The organism is Nocardia sp. NPDC056541, from assembly GCF_042794235.1.
Classification (GTDB): domain Bacteria; phylum Actinomycetota; class Actinomycetes; order Mycobacteriales; family Mycobacteriaceae; genus Nocardia.
Genome location: NZ_JBHTUD010000013.1, coordinates 83,385 through 98,649 on the forward strand (window position 1 = coordinate 83,385; position 15,265 = coordinate 98,649).

13 protein-coding genes are annotated in these 15,265 nt (G+C 69.2%); 5 read left to right on the forward strand and 8 right to left on the reverse strand.

Translation table 11 applies throughout. The features are described from left to right. The first annotated feature begins 27 nt into the window (after window positions 1–27). Entirely contained in the window at window positions 28–1,038 is a 1,011-nt protein-coding gene (locus ACFQ9R_RS22945) for a hypothetical protein (protein WP_378993142.1), read from the forward strand. A gap of 63 nt (window positions 1,039–1,101) precedes the next feature. Here ACFQ9R_RS22945 and ACFQ9R_RS22950 read toward each other — a convergent pair whose 3' ends face one another. The 8 genes from ACFQ9R_RS22950 to ACFQ9R_RS22985 all read right to left on the reverse strand — a co-directional run bounded on the left by ACFQ9R_RS22950 (window position 1,102) and on the right by ACFQ9R_RS22985 (window position 10,357). Further along, the gene (locus ACFQ9R_RS22950; protein WP_378993144.1) at window positions 1,102–2,061 is read right to left on the reverse strand and encodes an exopolyphosphatase; all 960 of its coding nucleotides are present in this window, start codon (window positions 2,059–2,061) and stop codon (window positions 1,102–1,104) included. A 45-nt stretch (window positions 2,062–2,106) separates the two neighbouring features. After that, window positions 2,107–2,622, reverse strand: a complete 516-nt coding sequence (locus ACFQ9R_RS22955) for a DUF501 domain-containing protein (protein ID WP_378636110.1) — start codon at window positions 2,620–2,622, stop codon at window positions 2,107–2,109. Beyond that, window positions 2,619–3,194: a septum formation initiator family protein gene (locus ACFQ9R_RS22960; protein ID WP_378636108.1), complete on the reverse strand. Its 576-nt coding sequence runs from the start codon at window positions 3,192–3,194 to the stop codon at window positions 2,619–2,621. Before ACFQ9R_RS22960 ends, ACFQ9R_RS22955 begins: the two co-directional genes overlap by 4 nt. Window positions 3,195–3,217: 23 nt before the next feature. Beyond that, window positions 3,218–4,504 carry a phosphopyruvate hydratase gene (eno, locus tag ACFQ9R_RS22965; protein ID WP_378993146.1) on the reverse strand — a complete coding sequence of 429 codons (1,287 nt, stop codon included), beginning with the start codon at window positions 4,502–4,504 and terminating at the stop codon, window positions 3,218–3,220. 114 nt (window positions 4,505–4,618) lie between these two features. Beyond that, complete coding sequence (locus ACFQ9R_RS22970; RefSeq protein ID WP_378993148.1) at window positions 4,619–5,335, reverse strand: lytic transglycosylase domain-containing protein; 717 nt, start codon at window positions 5,333–5,335, stop codon at window positions 4,619–4,621. Window positions 5,336–5,466: 131 nt separating this feature from the next. After that, complete coding sequence (locus tag ACFQ9R_RS22975; protein WP_378993150.1) at window positions 5,467–7,920, reverse strand: ATP-binding cassette domain-containing protein; 2,454 nt, start codon at window positions 7,918–7,920, stop codon at window positions 5,467–5,469. Next, window positions 7,917–8,846 carry an ABC transporter permease gene (locus ACFQ9R_RS22980; protein ID WP_378993151.1) on the reverse strand — a complete coding sequence of 310 codons (930 nt, stop codon included), beginning with the start codon at window positions 8,844–8,846 and terminating at the stop codon, window positions 7,917–7,919. The genes ACFQ9R_RS22975 and ACFQ9R_RS22980 overlap by 4 nt, the downstream gene beginning before the upstream one ends. 5 nt (window positions 8,847–8,851) lie before the next feature. Then, the gene (locus ACFQ9R_RS22985; RefSeq protein ID WP_378993153.1) at window positions 8,852–10,357 is read right to left on the reverse strand and encodes an ABC transporter substrate-binding protein; all 1,506 of its coding nucleotides are present in this window, start codon (window positions 10,355–10,357) and stop codon (window positions 8,852–8,854) included. Window positions 10,358–10,684: 327 nt separating this feature from the next. On the opposite strand from ACFQ9R_RS22985, the gene ACFQ9R_RS22990 reads away from it, so the two are divergent. From ACFQ9R_RS22990 to ACFQ9R_RS23005, 4 genes are read left to right on the forward strand one after another with little or no spacing between them, the layout of a single operon-like run. Beyond that, window positions 10,685–11,761, forward strand: a complete 1,077-nt coding sequence (locus tag ACFQ9R_RS22990; protein WP_378993155.1) for a TauD/TfdA family dioxygenase — start codon at window positions 10,685–10,687, stop codon at window positions 11,759–11,761. Then, entirely contained in the window at window positions 11,733–12,743 is a 1,011-nt protein-coding gene (locus ACFQ9R_RS22995; protein WP_378636093.1) for an ornithine cyclodeaminase family protein, read from the forward strand. Before ACFQ9R_RS22990 ends, ACFQ9R_RS22995 begins: the two co-directional genes overlap by 29 nt. Continuing rightward, window positions 12,734–14,188, forward strand: a complete 1,455-nt coding sequence (locus tag ACFQ9R_RS23000) for a Y4yA family PLP-dependent enzyme (RefSeq protein WP_378993156.1) — start codon at window positions 12,734–12,736, stop codon at window positions 14,186–14,188. The genes ACFQ9R_RS22995 and ACFQ9R_RS23000 overlap by 10 nt, the downstream gene beginning before the upstream one ends. A 36-nt stretch (window positions 14,189–14,224) precedes the next feature. Continuing rightward, on the forward strand, window positions 14,225–15,259 hold the full coding sequence (locus tag ACFQ9R_RS23005) for a PLP-dependent cysteine synthase family protein (RefSeq protein WP_378636088.1): 1,035 nt from the start codon (window positions 14,225–14,227) through the stop codon (window positions 15,257–15,259). The last annotated feature ends 6 nt before the right edge of the window (window positions 15,260–15,265 follow it).

Here is a 15,265-nt window from a genome sequence, read left to right on the forward strand (position 1 = left end):
GTCGGCGGCACCTGCGAACATCGCGGCATGGATGGGGAGGATTTCGGTAGCTGGGGAGCCGCGTTCATCTGGGCACTACTCGCCTGGTCGATCGCGGGGCCGCTGTGGTTGTGGACCGGCGAGGAAGCCTGGCTGATAGTCCTGGTGATACCCGGCATCGGGTTCACGGGTGTCGGCCGGGGCATCGTGTGGATGGCACTGGCCACCCTGTCCGCTCGCGGAACCCGCTTCGCCGGATGGTTCTTCGTATCGGTCGCCGTTGCGGACGCGGTGGCGATATCGGTGTGGAAGCTGTCGCCCTCGGGGTGGACCTGGCCGGTCGCCGCGGCCGGGGCGCTGTTCCTCGGCGCGGTGACCTATCTGGCGGTCGCCTCCGAGGTGGCCGACGGCTGGCTGCTCGCCCACGGGACCGCGCTGCGGCACGTCGAACAGGAGCTCGCGTCGGCGCATCCGGAGCAGACGCCGCGTATCGATCGGTCGTCGATGTATGCCTCGGGGCCCACGCTCGGGCTCCGGCCGCCGCCGTTCGTGATCGGGGCGCACGGGATCAACGACAAGCTCGGTGAATACCACGCCAGGATGGCGCGCCGCTATTGGATCAGCGCCCACAGCGACTTGGCCCTGCTGCACGCGGCGGAATCGTCGGCGGCACGCCGCGAGCTGGTCAGCGGGCCGCTGCGACACGCGAAGATGCTCGACTTGGCGCAGTCGCTCTACGAGGAGGCGTTCTACCTCGACGAACTCCACCGTAAGCGCGAAGCCGTCGAGCTACGGGCCGAAGAGATCGACCTGCGTCGTCAGCTCGTCCGCCGCTTCGACAAGCGGTTTCCGGCGCTGGTCGCGAAAGCCACCCGGCCGCGGGCGAAAACCGCGACGAAGCAGCAGGCGGTCGCGGTTCAGTTGCTCGGGCAGGGATTGAAGGCGTCGCTCGTTACCGCGCTGACCACCCAGACCGCCGGATTGACGGCATTGGAGCGGACCGCCGAGGCGGCCGAACTCCGGGCCGAAGCCGAGACGCTCGCAGCCTCGGACACCTGACCCGGGTCGCGCACACCCGCCGACCCGAACCCGGTGCGATTGCGCTCGTCGGGGAGCCGGAAGTCAGGCGGGTGCGTCGAGGATCGACATGGCGATACCGTCGAGGATGTCGTGCTCGCTGACGACGAGTTCGGAAACTCCCGCGCGGCCTGCCAATTCGTCGGCCAGTACTTCGGTGATCACCGCGCCGCCGCCGATCACATCGACGCGGCCGGGATGCATCGGGCCGAGGGCGGCGCGTTCGTCGTGGTTCATGCCGATCAGTCGGTCGCACACCTGGTGCACCTCGGCGAGGCTCAGGCGGGTGAGATGCACCCGCGCGGAGTCGTATTCGGGCAGGTCGAGGGCGACGGCGGTGATCGTGGTCATCGTGCCCGCCACCCCGACCCAGGTGTGCACCTTGTCGACGGGGACCTTCGCGAAGGCCTCATCGAGCTTCTGCTGGGCGAATTCGCGTGCGGCAGCGACCTGGTCGGCGGTCGGCGGGTTGCCCGCCAGGCAGCGTTCGGTGATGCGGACACAGCCGATATCCGCGGAATAGGCTGCCTGGACACCGTTCTCGTCGCCGACGACCAGTTCGGTCGAGCCGCCGCCGAGATCGACCACGACGAAAGGTCCCGCATCAGCGGACAATTCACCGACGGCACCGGCGAAGGACAGTCGCGCTTCCTCGTCGCCGGTGATCACCTCGGCGACCGCGTCGGGCACGACGCGGCCGAGTTCGGTGCGGGTCATCGAGAAGAAATCGTCGCGGTTGGCGGCATCGCGGGTGGCGGAGGTGGCGACCATGCGGACGCGTGAGACACCCTGCGCCACCATCACATCCACGTAATCGGCCAGGGCGAGGCGGGTGCGTTCGATGGCTTCGGGCGCGAGGCGTCCGGTGGCGTCCACACCCTGACCGAGCCGCACGATGCGCATCTCCCGGTGCACGTCGGTGAGGCCGCCGTCGGCCCCGACCTCGGCGATCAGCAGGCGGATCGAGTTGGTGCCGCAGTCGACTGCGGCGATGCGCTCACTCATGGTGTCCTCCAGAGGTCTCGACCCACGTACGGGCACTGCCCGCGATTATGCCTGTTCGTCAGGTGCGGCGGGCCAGTCGGCGGGGATCGCGGTCCCGCGGAAGCCCGCGGCGGCGGCCAGCGCGACGGCCTCGTCACCGAAGGGGTTCAGACCGGGCCCCTTGGCGAGGGAGTGCGCGATCAGCACGTGCAGGCACTTCACCCGGTCGGGCATGCCGCCACCGGTGAAATCGGTGCCGAGGGACTCGATCTCGTTACGTTCGGCCAGGTAGCTCTCGTGCGCGCGACGGTAGGCGGCGGCCAGTTCGGGGTCGGTGGCGAGGCGTTCGGTCATCTCGCGCATCACCCCGGCCGACTCCTGCCTGCTCGCCTCGGCGGTGAGCCGGGGATCGGTCAGGTAGTAGAGCGTGGGGAACGGGGTGCCATCGGGCAGGCGGGGCGCGGTCTTCACCACGGCGGGCAGGCCGTCGGGGGTGCGGTAGGCGACTTCGAGCACTCCGCGAGGCTCGCGGCCCAACTGCTTCGCGATGATCTCGAGGTCGTCGGCGTTCGGTGTCGTCACCGTGGTCCTTCCGGGGCTGGTTCGGAGATGCTGCGCCACAGGTCGGTGTACCAGGGGTCGGGCGCCGCGGTGCGGGTGCTCATCGGCGGCGGCGCTGGTGCTTCGATGCCGGGAATCTGCACGATGTAGGGGGTTTCGCCGGGCATCACCAAGCGCAGACGATCACGCGCCTCGGAACGGATGTAGGCCGGATCCTGTTGTTGCGCACGACGATCGCGCAAGCCCGCCAGGTCGGCTTCGAGCTCGGTCCGCTGTTTGGCCAGTGCCACGGCCTCGGCGCGCTGGCTGAAATAGGTGCGCGTGGGCACGGCCAAGGTCAGCGCGAGGCCGCACAGCACCGCCGCCAGGATCACCGCTTTACCGGTCGAGAGACCGAGAATGGTGTGTTCGCTGCGCTCGAGCTTGCCGCTGGGCTTGCGCGAGGTGGCCGAATCCGGGCGGCGGCGGGTGGGACGTTTGGCCGCGGTGGGGCGGCTCGGCGTGTCCAGACGGGGGCGCGAGCGCGCGGCCCGCGACGTGCGCCTGTCGCCTCGTCCACCAGGACTGGTTCCACGCGCACGTCGCTCGGTCATTCGCTACCGCCCCTGTACTGCTTTCAGAATTCGCCGGTGAAACGCGGGAACGCCACGTCACCCGCGTAGCGTGCCGAATCACCGAGGGCGTCCTCGATGCGCAGCAGCTGGTTGTACTTGGCGACCCGCTCGGAACGCGCGGGAGCACCGGTCTTGATCTGGCCCGAACCGACGGCGACCGCGAGGTCGGCGATGGTGGTGTCCTCGGTCTCGCCCGAACGATGCGACATCATGGTCTTGTAACCGTTGCGGTGCGCCAGCTCGACAGCGTCGAGGGTCTCGGTGAGCGTGCCGATCTGGTTGACCTTCACCAGCAGCGCGTTGGCCGCGCCCTTGGCGATGCCCTCTTCGAGGCGCTCGGGGTTGGTGACGAACAGGTCGTCGCCGACCAGCTGCACCTTGTCGCCGATGGCGTCGGTCAGTGCGACCCAACCGTCCCAGTCGTCTTCCGACAGCGGGTCCTCGATGGAGACCAGCGGGTACCGGGTGAGCAGGTCCGCGTAGAACTCGCCCATCTCGGCGGCCGTGCGGATCTTGCCCTCGAACTTGTAGCCCTCGCCCTCGGTGTGGAACTCGGTGGCGGCCACGTCGAGCGCCAGCGCCACATCGGTGCCGAGCTTGTAGCCCGCGCGCTCGATGGCGACGCTGATCAGGTCGAGCGCCTCCACGGTGCCCGCGACGTCGGGGGCGAAGCCGCCCTCGTCACCGAGGCCGGTGGACAGGCCCTTCTCCTTCAGCACGGCCTTGAGCGAGTGGTACACCTCGGTGCCCCAGCGCAGTGCCTCGCGGAAGGTGGGCGCGCCGATCGGGGCGACCATGAATTCCTGCACGTCCACGCCGGTGTCGGCGTGCGCGCCACCGTTGAGGATGTTCATCATCGGGACCGGCAGCACGTGGGCGTTCGGGCCGCCCAGGTAGCGGAACAGCTCGAGACCCGAGGACTCTGCGGCACCGCGGGCCACGGCCAGCGACACACCCAGCAGGGCGTTCGCGCCGAGGCGGGACTTGTCGGGGGTGCCGTCCAGGTCCAGCAGGACCTGGTCGACGGTGCGCTGCTCCACGGCGTCGAGGCCGATGATGGCGGGCGCGATCTCGTCGAGAACACCCTCGACGGCCTTGGTCACACCCTTGCCGCCGTAGCGGTCGCCGCCGTCACGCAGCTCGACGGCCTCGTGCTCGCCGGTGGACGCACCGGAAGGTACGTCTGCCCTGGTCAGGGTGCCGTCGTCGAGGGCGATCTCGACCTCGACGGTGGGATTGCCGCGCGAATCCAGAATCTCGCGAGCTCCGACCTGTTCGATAATGGCCACGAAAACTGCTCCTTACGACGGAAGGCACGGTAGGTATCACGGGAAGGGCCGTGCGGTGCCGAGCCTATCGTCTCGGCGGAGTGTGGAGTAACCGGCACTCCGGGCCATGGGCAACTACACGCGGCGGCCGATGCTGTATATGGCGGCGCGATCGCGCACCACATGCATGTACTTGTTCGACTGGTTGTAGGCGAACAAGGCGCGCTGCCAGCCGTCGGCCGAGGTCAGATCGCCGCCGCGGGTGCAGAGGTAGCGGGCGGCGGTGAGGGCGGCGTCATCGATGTTCTGCGGATCGGCCACGCCGTCGCCGTTGGCGTCGACACCCCAGCGCTTCCAGGTTTCGGGAATGAACTGCAGCGGGCCGACGGCACGGTCGTAGGTGGTGTCGCCGTCGAGGCTGCCGCCGTCGGTGTCGCGGATGTCGGCGTTGCCTCGGGTGCCGTCGAGGGCGACGCCGATGATCGCCGGGCGCACGGTCCCGTCGGCGTCGACGCCGGCACCGCGATGGGTGCCGTGTCCGCTCTCCACGCTGGCGATGCCGGCGATGGTGGTCCAGGCGATTCCGCATTCGGGCTTCGACTTCGCCAGCACGGCGGCGGCGTAGCCGTAGGCCTCGAGCGCGACCGGTTGGATGCCGATCGCGTCGGACTGCTCGTCGGCCCAGCCGCGTAGCTGTTCGGCCGCGCGGCCGGGTGCGTCGACATCGATCAGCGGCAGCGCGACCCCCGGCCCCGGCGGCATGTCATCGGGGATCGACGCGAGCGAACTGCACCCCGCTAACAGGGCGCTGATCGCGACTGCGGCGGCCACGCCGACCTTCTGCACTGACATCTGTTCAATCATCCAGATCCAGCGCGCTTTGCGCACATCTCACAGCCACTTCTCAGCTCCCCGCGAATCCCGCGGTTGGCCGGCTACGGACGAATTACAGGTCACGGCTAACTGGTTCGACGAGGGCGGTATCAGCCGAGAAGCGCCGCGGTGGCCCGGTGGGTCGGGGTGGTGAGAACTGTTTCCGGGGTGCCTGTTTCGACTACTCGGCCCTGATCGAGAACGAGGAGATCGGTGCAGTGGCCGCGGACCAGGGTCATGTCGTGGCTGATCAGAATGATCGCGGTGGCACGGTCGGCGCGGAGACGGTCGAGCAGGGACATGATGGCCGTGGCGGTTTCGGTGTCGAGGGCGGTGGTGATCTCGTCGCAGATCAGGACGGCCGGGTCGGCGGCGAGGGCGCGGGCCAGAGCCACTCGTTGACGTTGACCACCGGAGAGTTGATGGGGCCGGCGGCCGGCGAGGTCGGCGGGGAGGTCGACCGCGGCGAGCAGAGCGCTGACGCGGGTGCGGATTTCGGGTCCGGTGACTCGCGCGATGCGGCGCAACGGGCGTGCCAGGGTCTGCTCGACGGTGCGGCGCGGGTTCAACGCCGCGCGCGGGTTCTGGGTGACGAGTTGGATCCCGTTGGCGCCGACCCTGATCCGGCGCCCGCTTCCCACCGGAACGCGCACACCACCCACATCCAGCGATCCGCCGGCGTCGGGGTGCAAACCCGCGATCACCCGCGCGAGCGTGGTCTTACCCGCCCCGGACGGCCCTACGACAGCAAGGGCCGCGCCCGGGGACAGGCTGAAACCGACGTTCTCGAGCACCCTGTGGCCGCCCGCGTCGGCGTTGATCGATGTGGCCTGCAAGGCGATCACCTCGTCGGCGCCCGCCGAGCCGTTCGTTCGAGATGCTTCCTCGCTCCCCGCGCCCTCGGCCGCCGGATCGACGGGTCGACGGCCGGTCGCCCCCGCGCGCTCGTCGGCCAGGTGTTCGGCGCGCACCGGATCAGTCACCACGGCAGCGACATTCACCGGCCGATCACCGGGTGGATCGAGCTCGATCACGGAGTCGGCGATGACGTTGATCGCGTCGGTGTCGTGGCCGGAGAGCAGGACGGCCGTGCGGTTCTCGGTGGCGAGAGTCGCGATCAGCTGGGCTATTTCGGTGCGGAGAGTGCTGTGGAGACCTGCGAGTGGTTCGTCGAGGACGAGGATCCGGGGGCGGCGGAGAATGGCTCGGGCCAGGGCGACACGGCGTTGCTGCCCGCCCGAGAGGCGGGCGCAGCGACGGCGGAGATGGGTGGGATCGAGACCCACTTGCGCGAGGACGGCGAGGCGGTCGGCGTCGGAGGTGCCGGGCGCCGCCTCGGCCAGGACTGCCCGGACGCGAAGCAGCGGGTTGAGTTCGGAGCCGGGATCCTGGCCGACGTAGGCGATCTGTTCACGACGGAATGCGCGCAGCGCGCCCGCGTCGAGCGCGAACACATCCTGTCCCGCGACAAGCACGGCGCCCTGCCCGCGAGCCCCGGCGGGCAGGTGTCCGAGCAGCGCACGCATCGCCGTCGACTTCCCCGCACCCGATGCACCGGTGAGCGCGGTGACCGTCCCCGACTTCAGCCGAAACGACAACGGCGCCAGCAATACCGCCCCGCTGTCAGCGACAACGCTGAACGCGTCCACCGCCACCGCATCCCCCGAATCCACCACCGAGATCCCACATCCAGCGCCAGCCGGCGCAATCCCGGCAGCGGCGACCACATCCGATGCGATTTTCGGGGTCTGGCGGGTCCTGGGCCCACTGGTCACCACCAGATTCACACCGACCGCCACGATGGCGATGGCCGCGCTCGGTGCCAGCACCGCCCAGGGATTCAGGAGCAGCCCGGAGGCATTGTCTCGGACCATGATCGCCCAGTTGTCGGAGTCGAGCGCGGAGACGCCGAGGAAGGCGATGGTGCTGACGAGATACACGGCGACGACGAAGCGCAGGCCGAGCTGGGTGGTGAAGACGGCGCGCAGGTTGGGCAGGATTTCGCGGAAGACCAGGTGGGACAGGGATTCTCCACTGGCGACGGCGGCTTCGACGTAGCCGGAGGCCGCGATGGTCGAGGCGGACGCCGCGAAGATCCTGGCGCAGTAGGGAACTCCGAACAGCAGCGACACCGCGATCAGCGCGGTGACACCACCCTGGGGCCATGCGGTGAGCACCAGCAGGATGCCCAGGACCGCGGGCAGCAGGATCACCAGATCGCCGCAGAGTTCGATGATCTTGCCCGCACGCGGGCGCACGGCGGCGATCGCGCCGAGGACGGCCGACAGCACGGTCACCGCCACCGCGATCACCGCGGAGACGGCCAGCAGCTGCGTGCCGCCGGTGAGTAGATGGCTGAACACATCCCGGCCGAGCCGATCCGTCCCGAGCAACGCTCCCCCACCCGGCTGCGCGAACGGCATCCCGACGGCTGCGTCCCCCGGGTAGGGCGCGAAGAGCGGCCCGACCACCGCGAGCAGCACAACCAGTCCCACACCGGCCGCCACCGAGTAGGCGCCCCACTTGGACACCACCGCTCGGCCTTCCGCGTCGGGCTTGCTCATCGCGCACTCCTCGACGCCCACGCCCGGACGATGTCGGCGATCGCGAGCAGCGCCATGATGACGATCGCCGTCAGTGCGACCACCGCGGCGACCATGGTGGAGTCACGGTCGGCGACGGACCCGGCGAGAACGGCGCCGACACCGGGATAGTTGAAGAGCGTCTCGACCACCAGCGCACCGCCGAACAGCATCCCGACAGAGGTGGCGTATCCGGCGACGATGGTCGGCGCCGCGAACGGCAGCATGTGCCGGAAGAGAATCGTGCGTGTCGGCAGCCCTTCCAGCACAGCACTTTCCACATGCGCGGCCGCGGCGACATCGAGCAGCGCCGAGCGCACGACTCGGGCGTTCCAGCCGATCTGCGGAATCGCCAGCGCCAGCACCGGAAGCACCAGCATCTCGGGGCCGACGGGAAAGCCGGATCGGCCGGTAATGGTCACGGCCGGAAGCCATCCGGTGGCCAGGGAGAACACCAGGATCAGCATCGTGCCACCGACGAACTCCGGTACCGCCACGGCAACCGTGCTGACGGGCTGCAGAATTCGCGCCCCGAGCGCGGTCGGACGCATCGCCCACCAGCAGCCGAGCCCCAGCGACACCGCGATGGTCAGCAGCAACGCGATCCCCCCGAGCAGCAGAGTCTGCGGGAACTTGTCGGCCAGCAGCGCACCGATCGAATTCCCGCGGGCGGTCTGCCCGAAGTCTCCGGTGAGTACCCCGCAGATCCAGTCCAGGAACTGCACCGGCAGCGCGCGATCCAGGCCGAGCTCGTGCTCCTTGGCCGCCAGCGCGGCCGGATCCGCGTCCCTGCCGAGCGCCGCCCGCGCCGCGTTGCCCGGCAGCAGATCCACCGCGACGTACACGATGGCCAGCAGGGTCATCAGGAGCGCGATCCGCCGCACCATCGGCAGGGCAAAGGTTTTCATGACATTCACGCCAGCCAGGCACGTTCCAGCTGGACGCGCGCGAAACCGCCGAGCGTCGGCAGATCACGCACCGTCGACGCGGCGATGTCGACACCGTCGGCCATGCCCCACACCAGATAGCCGCCACGCTCGAACTCGATGCGCTGCAGTTCGCGCACCGCACGCGTGTAGTCTTCGCCGGACGCGGCAAGGGCTTTGGCGTCGGCGGTATCGAATTCCGGGTCACGGAAGGCGGTTTCGTTGCGGTTGGTGCCCGAGGTCATCAGCTTGTCGGCCAGGAACAGCACCGAGTCGTTGGTCCCCCACGACACCGTGTACAGCGGTGCGTTGAGCCAGGTCTGGTCGTAGAACGCGGCCGATTCGACCACCTGCACGTCGAGCCGGACGCCGATCTCGGCGAGCTGGGTGGCGATCACCTTCGCCGATTCGACCTCGCCCGGAACTTCGGCCTTCGTCACGAACGGGTAGCTGCGGCCGGTGTCGAACCCGGCTTCGCGCAGCAGGGTTTTCGCGCGTTCGACGTCGCGGTCGCGGCGCAGCGTGGTGTCGTAGAGCGGGTCGGCGGTGCCGAGAACGTCGGCGGCGACGGTGCCGTAGCCGGAGTGCACCTGGTTGACCAGCGCGGTCCGGTCGACACCGAGACGCAACGCCGTGCGCACCCTGGCATCGGCGAACGGGCCGTCGGCGGCACGCATCGCCACGCCGAGCATGGTGTCGTCGGCGCGCCGGATCACCTGCAGGTCGCCGCGTCCCGCGGCGGTGCGGCCTGCGATCGCGCCCACATTGGAAGCGAGGTCGATCTGCCCGCCCAGCGCCGCGTTGCCCAGAGCGGTGACGCTGTCGAACATCGTCACCTCGATGGCGTCGAGCAGTGGCGGGGTGCCGTGCCAGCGCTCGTTGCGCACCAGCCGGGCGTTGCCGCCCTGGTAGGACTCGAGCCGGAACGGGCCGGTGCCGATCGCGGCGGTGAAGTCGGTGGTGTCCTTCGGCACAGTGAAGGTCATCAGCCGAAGCAGCAGCGGCAGTTGGGTATTGGGTGCGGGCATGGTGAACACGACGCGGTTCGGACCGTCGGCGACGATGTCGTTCTCGGCCACCGGCATCTTCGACGCGCCACCGACCGAGCGCAGGCGTCGCATCGACCACACCACGTCGTCGGCGGTCACCGGCGCACCGTTGTGGAAGGTCGCGCCGTCGGCGATGGTGAAGGTCCAGCTGCGGTTGTCCGCGCTGGGCTCCCAGCGCGAGGCGAGGCGCGGAGCGACGGTCGGATCCGCGCCGGGAACAGTGAGTGCGTCGTAGACGAGCGAGGCGATGAGGAAGTCGCTGTCGTTGCTGAGGTTGGCGTGCGGGTCGCGTTCGCTGCGAGCGGCCGTGCCGAGCGCGCCGACTCGCAGAGTGCCGCCGCGCTGCGCGGTGGCGGACCGATCATCGGTGCCGCATGCCGCCGCCAGTAGTAGTGCGGTGACGCCGACGCCGGATTGGAAGAGCTGCCTGCGAGTGAAACCCATCGTGTTGCCTCCTCGAACCGCGTGCGCCGAAACCCCTTTCCCGACGCCGCAAACTAGGCGAGGCTAGCCTAAAAGAGGTTCCGAGTGGGGAGCTTCACTTCGACCGTCACCGAACCGCAGCGACCCGCGACACCCCGGCCAGCGCTCACTTCGCCAACTCGGGTAGGAAGCTACGTTATATGGATCGGCTATTTCCCTCGCCGACGCATTAGGTAAGTCTTGCCTAATCACACGACAGGCACTACCTTCGCACATCGAGCCTGAAGTTCACCCGCTTTCGACCGATGCGAAGAAGGGAAACCGGTGAAAAGCGTTCTCTCCGAACGTATGACGATTCACCAGCACGACATCGAATACCGCGAGCTCGATCCCGACGCCGCGACGGCGCTCCGATCGCTCGCGACAGATATTCGCCACCGATTAGGTGACGCACCACACACCACGACCCTGCACGATCCCGCGTTGATCGCCCGGATCACCGAGCGCGTCGGCGACCTGCCCGACAGCCTGCGCCACGCCGTTCGACCGCCCGCCACCGCCGCGGGCGCGACCGTGGTGCGCGGGTTGCCTGTCGACGACGCCGATTTCGGTCCCACCCCGCAGCACTGGCAGGCCGCGGCCGAGCACGCGCATCCCGGCTCGCTCGAACTCGACATCGTGATGTTGCTGCTCGGGCGTTGTGCCGGTGAGCCGTTCGGCTGGCAGGGCCAGCAGAACGGCAGGCTGGTCAACAACATCGTGCCTGCCGCGGGCCACGAGGACGAGCAGTCGGGCGCGAGCAGTTCCACCCTGCTCAGCCCGCACACCGAGGATGCCTTCCACGCTCAGCGCGCGAACCTGCTCATGCTGGCCTGCCTGCGCAACCCCGACCGGGTCGCCACCACGGTCTCCTCGGTGCGCGAAGTGCGCCTGTCCGGCGAGGACCTGCGCACCCTCACCACCCCCACGCTGCCGATCCTGCCCGATGTCTCCTACGGCACCGGTTTCGATCAGCTCGCACCGTTGCCGACGCTGTGGCTCGACGAAAATGACGCTGTCACAGCACGTTACGATCCCGCCTACACCCCGATCGACGATGCGGACGAAGTCTTCCGCGCCGCCTACGCCAGGCTCACCGCCGAACTCGCCAGGGTCAGTCACGCCCCCGCGCTGGCCCCCGGCGAGCTCTTGCTGGTGGACAACGACGTGGCCGTGCACGGGCGCGTTCCGTTCCGCGCGCGCTACGACGGCACCGACCGCTGGCTCAAACGCATCAACGTCCGACTGCCCGAACGCCGTCGGCGCGCGCAGGAGTCGTCCGAGAATGGGTATGGCCAACGTGTGGTCGCGCCGTTCCGGGCGACCGCTGATCGGACAGCAGAGCGGGGCATGGCAGATGAACGAGGATCCGTTGAACAACCGTGACCGCGGGATCGGGCTGCGCGTCCTCTCCCGCAGCGACCTGGCCGACGTACCGATCAGCCCCGCCGAAGTGGTGCGCGCCGTCGAGGAGGCCTATCTCGCCTTCGCGGCGGGCGAATCCGACAATCCACGCAAGCTGAGCGTCGCGGACCCCGGCGGCTCGTCGGTGTCCTACGCCATGCTGGGCCGCGACGGGCGCCGGCGCGTGGTGGCCATGAAGACCTCCTACAAATTCGATCCCGGTCACGACCGCAGCACCAAGCGGTACTACACGACCATCACGCTCTACGACGACACCACCGGCGCCCCCATCGCGATGATGGACTGCGCGCGGGTCGGCGCGTTGCGTACGCCCGCCGTGTCGGCACTGCTGGTGCGCGAGACGGTGCGGCGCGGGGCGGAGAGCGTGCTGCTCATCGGTACCGGGACCCAGGGACGTAATGCGCTGCCGCACTTGCTCGCCGCGAACCCGCAGTTGCGCAAGCTGATGGTGTACGGCACTCATCCCGAGGGACTGGCCGCCGTGCACTCGCACCTGGCCGACGCGGCGCCCCACGCGCTGCTCGACGTGGTCGACGACCCATACGCGGCGGCGGCCTCCGCCGATGTGGTGCTGGCCACGGCCGGACCCGGCACCGAGGTGGCCCTGGAATCCTCGCATCTGGCACCGGGTTCGGTGGCGGTGCTGGTGGGCTACGGTCTGGCGCCGTCGACGCTGGTCGAGGCCGATCGGGTCGTCGCCACCAGCGCGGCGCAGATGGCGCTGACGGGCACCGACATGGCCGGACCCGACGGAACGCTGCGTTCGGTGGATGCCGAACTGCCGCAAGTGCTCACCCGAAGCGCCGTGGCCCGCCGGACCGAGGACGAGAAGATCTTCGTCTACAACAGCGGACTGGTGCTCACCGATATCGCGGTCGCGCACGCACTGGCCGCCAGGGCGATCGCCGAAGGACGTGGCACGGAGGTGCCGTTGTGGGACTGACGGGTGCGCAGCCCGGGGTCGCCGGGGACAGCACCCCGCGGGCCGCGCCGCGATCCGACGCGCGGGTTCCGCCGAGCCCGCCGCACATCGAGGACCGCGTCGCCGACCGGGCGCCGTCGGCGACCACCGACCGGCCGGCGCACTGCGCACCGCCGATGCCCGCTCACACCGACGTGGCGCAACAGCGGCTGCTCGCCGATCCCCGCCTGCTCCGCGAGATCGCCGACGCGGTCGGTGGACCGTTTCATGTGCTGTTCCCCGAGCGCGTCGCGGTGAATATCCGGGCGTTTCAGTCGGTCTTCACCGAGGCAGACGTCGACGGGTTCGTCTACTTCGGGAAGAAGGCGAACAAGGCGGCGTGCGTGGCTCGGGCGTGCGCGGAGAGCGGGGCGGGGATCGATGTCGCCAGCACCGGAGAACTCGTCGCGGCGCTGGGGCAGGGGGTGCGCGGCGAGGACCTGATGGTCACCGGGCCCGCGAAGTCCGACGAGCTGCTGTGGCTGGCGGCTCGGCACGGGTCGTTGATCGCGATCGACGCGCTCGACGAACTCGACCGGCTCGCCGCGCTCGAACTGCCGGTGCGAGTGCTGCTCCGGGTACTGCCGGAGGGCTCGACCAGCCGCTTCGGGCTCGACCCGATGGAGCTCGAACAAGCGATCCAGGCCATCGGTGCACCGATCACGCTGTCGGGCTTCAGTTTCCACCTGTCCGGCTATGACGCTGTCGACCGCTCCGAACAGGCGGCCGCGCTGGTCGGGCACTGCAGGCGCGCACGAGCCAACGGCCATCGGGCGGACACGATCTCGATCGGTGGCGGGTTCGGCGTCGACTATCTCGATGCCTCGGCGTGGACCGAGTTCCAGAACACCCTCAGCGACAAGTGGTTCCACACGAATCCGCCCGGCGACTACTACCCCTATCACTTCCCGGCTCCCGGCGCGGCCATGCTCGACGCCGTTCTCTCCCACAACGACCTCGCCGGACTGTTGCGCGACAACGGAATACGGCTCGCGGTCGAGCCCGGCCGGGCCCTGCTCGACCGGGCGGGAAGTTCCGTCTTCCGGGTCCAGGGCGTGAAAACCCGGACCGCACAGGGAAGCCCGTACGACATCCTCACCGTCGACGGCACCAGTCTCAGCCTGTCCGAACAGTGGTTCGACAGTGAATACCTGCCCGATCCCGTGCTGTGGCCCGAAAGCGCCGGCCACCTCACCCCCACCTGCGTCGGCGCCACCACCTGTCTGGAGTCCGACCTGCTCAGCAGACGGCGCATCCCGCTGCCCCGCCGCGCACGAACCGGCGACCTGCTCGTCTACCCGAACACCGCCGGGTATCAGATGGACTCCAACGAGTCCCCGTTCCACGAACTCCCGCTCCCGCCGAAGGTGGTGTTGCGCCCAGGCGCGGACCGACTGCGCTGGAGCCTGGACAGCACTGCCCGCTGATCCACCCGAGCTCTCGATCCGATGGAGGAACAACCCATGGCTCTCGTCACGCGCGTGACGGACCTGATCGGCCGCACGCCCCTGTTCGAACTCGCCGTCACCGACACCGGCACGCGGCTGCTGCTCAAGCTCGAGCAGTTCAATCCGACCGGTGCCGCCAAGATCAGAATGGCCCGTTCGATGGTGCTCGACGCGGAGCGGCGAGGTTTGCTGCGCGATGGCGGGCATATCATCGAGTCGACGTCCGGCAACACCGGACTCGGCTTGGCGGTGGTCGCGGCCGAACGTGGCTATCGATTCACCGCCGTGGTCGACAACCACGCCTGTAAGGACAAGTTGCGCGCGATGCGAGCCATGGGCACCGACCTGGTGTTCGTCGCCGACGACGGTGACGACGAGCTGGCCACCTCGGCCCGGGAAGACCTCGCCGAGGCCATGGCGGCTGCCCGCGACGACGCGTACTTCACCGAACAGCACAACAACGACGCCAACGCCGTCGGCTACTACGCCGTAGCGGAGGAATTGCTGGCCGAGGTCGAACGGGTCGACATACTGCTCTCCGCGGTCGGCACCGGCGGCTCCCTGTTCGGCACCGCCACCCGGCTGCGCGACCTCGGCCTGCCCGCCCGGGTGATCGGGATCGAGCCGGTCGGATCCATCGCCTTCGGCGGCGAGGGCGGACCGTACTGGCAGTCGGGCACCGGCACCCCACCCGGCGCGACCATCGGCACCGCCGTCGACTACGCCCTGCTCGACGAGGGCGTGAAGGTGAGCGACGTCGACGCCTTCGCCACCACCCGCGCCGTCGCCAGGACACACGGTCTGTTGATCGGTGGTTCGGCGGGCGGTTCGGTGCACAATGCCTTGGCGCGGCTCGAGGAGTTCCCGGCCGGGTCCACCGTGGTGACCATCGTGTGTGATGGTGGCGAGAAGTATCTCGACACCGTGTTCGACGACGACTGGATGAGCGCCCGCGACCTGCTCGATCCCGCCGCCGAAGCGGAAGTGACCACCCTGCTGCGCCGCTATTCACCGCTGCGGCGCCAGGACGAATTGATGGAGGTCAGGTGAGCGCGA

Excerpts from the sequence above, each read along its gene's own strand:
- ACFQ9R_RS22995 (WP_378636093.1), top strand. The coding sequence starts at position 11,733 with ATGAACGAGGATCCGTTGAACAACCGTGACCGCGGGATCGGGCTGCGC.
- ACFQ9R_RS22970 (WP_378993148.1), bottom strand. The coding sequence starts at position 5,335 with ATGTCAGTGCAGAAGGTCGGCGTGGCCGCCGCAGTCGCGATCAGCGCC.
- ACFQ9R_RS22990 (WP_378993155.1), top strand. The coding sequence starts at position 10,685 with ATGACGATTCACCAGCACGACATCGAATACCGCGAGCTCGATCCCGAC.
- ACFQ9R_RS22945 (WP_378993142.1), top strand. The coding sequence starts at position 28 with ATGGATGGGGAGGATTTCGGTAGCTGGGGAGCCGCGTTCATCTGGGCA.
- ACFQ9R_RS22985 (WP_378993153.1), bottom strand. The coding sequence starts at position 10,357 with ATGGGTTTCACTCGCAGGCAGCTCTTCCAATCCGGCGTCGGCGTCACC.
- ACFQ9R_RS22950 (WP_378993144.1), bottom strand. The coding sequence starts at position 2,061 with ATGAGTGAGCGCATCGCCGCAGTCGACTGCGGCACCAACTCGATCCGC.
- ACFQ9R_RS22975 (WP_378993150.1), bottom strand. The coding sequence starts at position 7,920 with ATGAGCAAGCCCGACGCGGAAGGCCGAGCGGTGGTGTCCAAGTGGGGC.
- ACFQ9R_RS22980 (WP_378993151.1), bottom strand. The coding sequence starts at position 8,846 with ATGAAAACCTTTGCCCTGCCGATGGTGCGGCGGATCGCGCTCCTGATG.
- ACFQ9R_RS22960 (WP_378636108.1), bottom strand. The coding sequence starts at position 3,194 with ATGACCGAGCGACGTGCGCGTGGAACCAGTCCTGGTGGACGAGGCGAC.
- ACFQ9R_RS23005 (WP_378636088.1), top strand. The coding sequence starts at position 14,225 with ATGGCTCTCGTCACGCGCGTGACGGACCTGATCGGCCGCACGCCCCTG.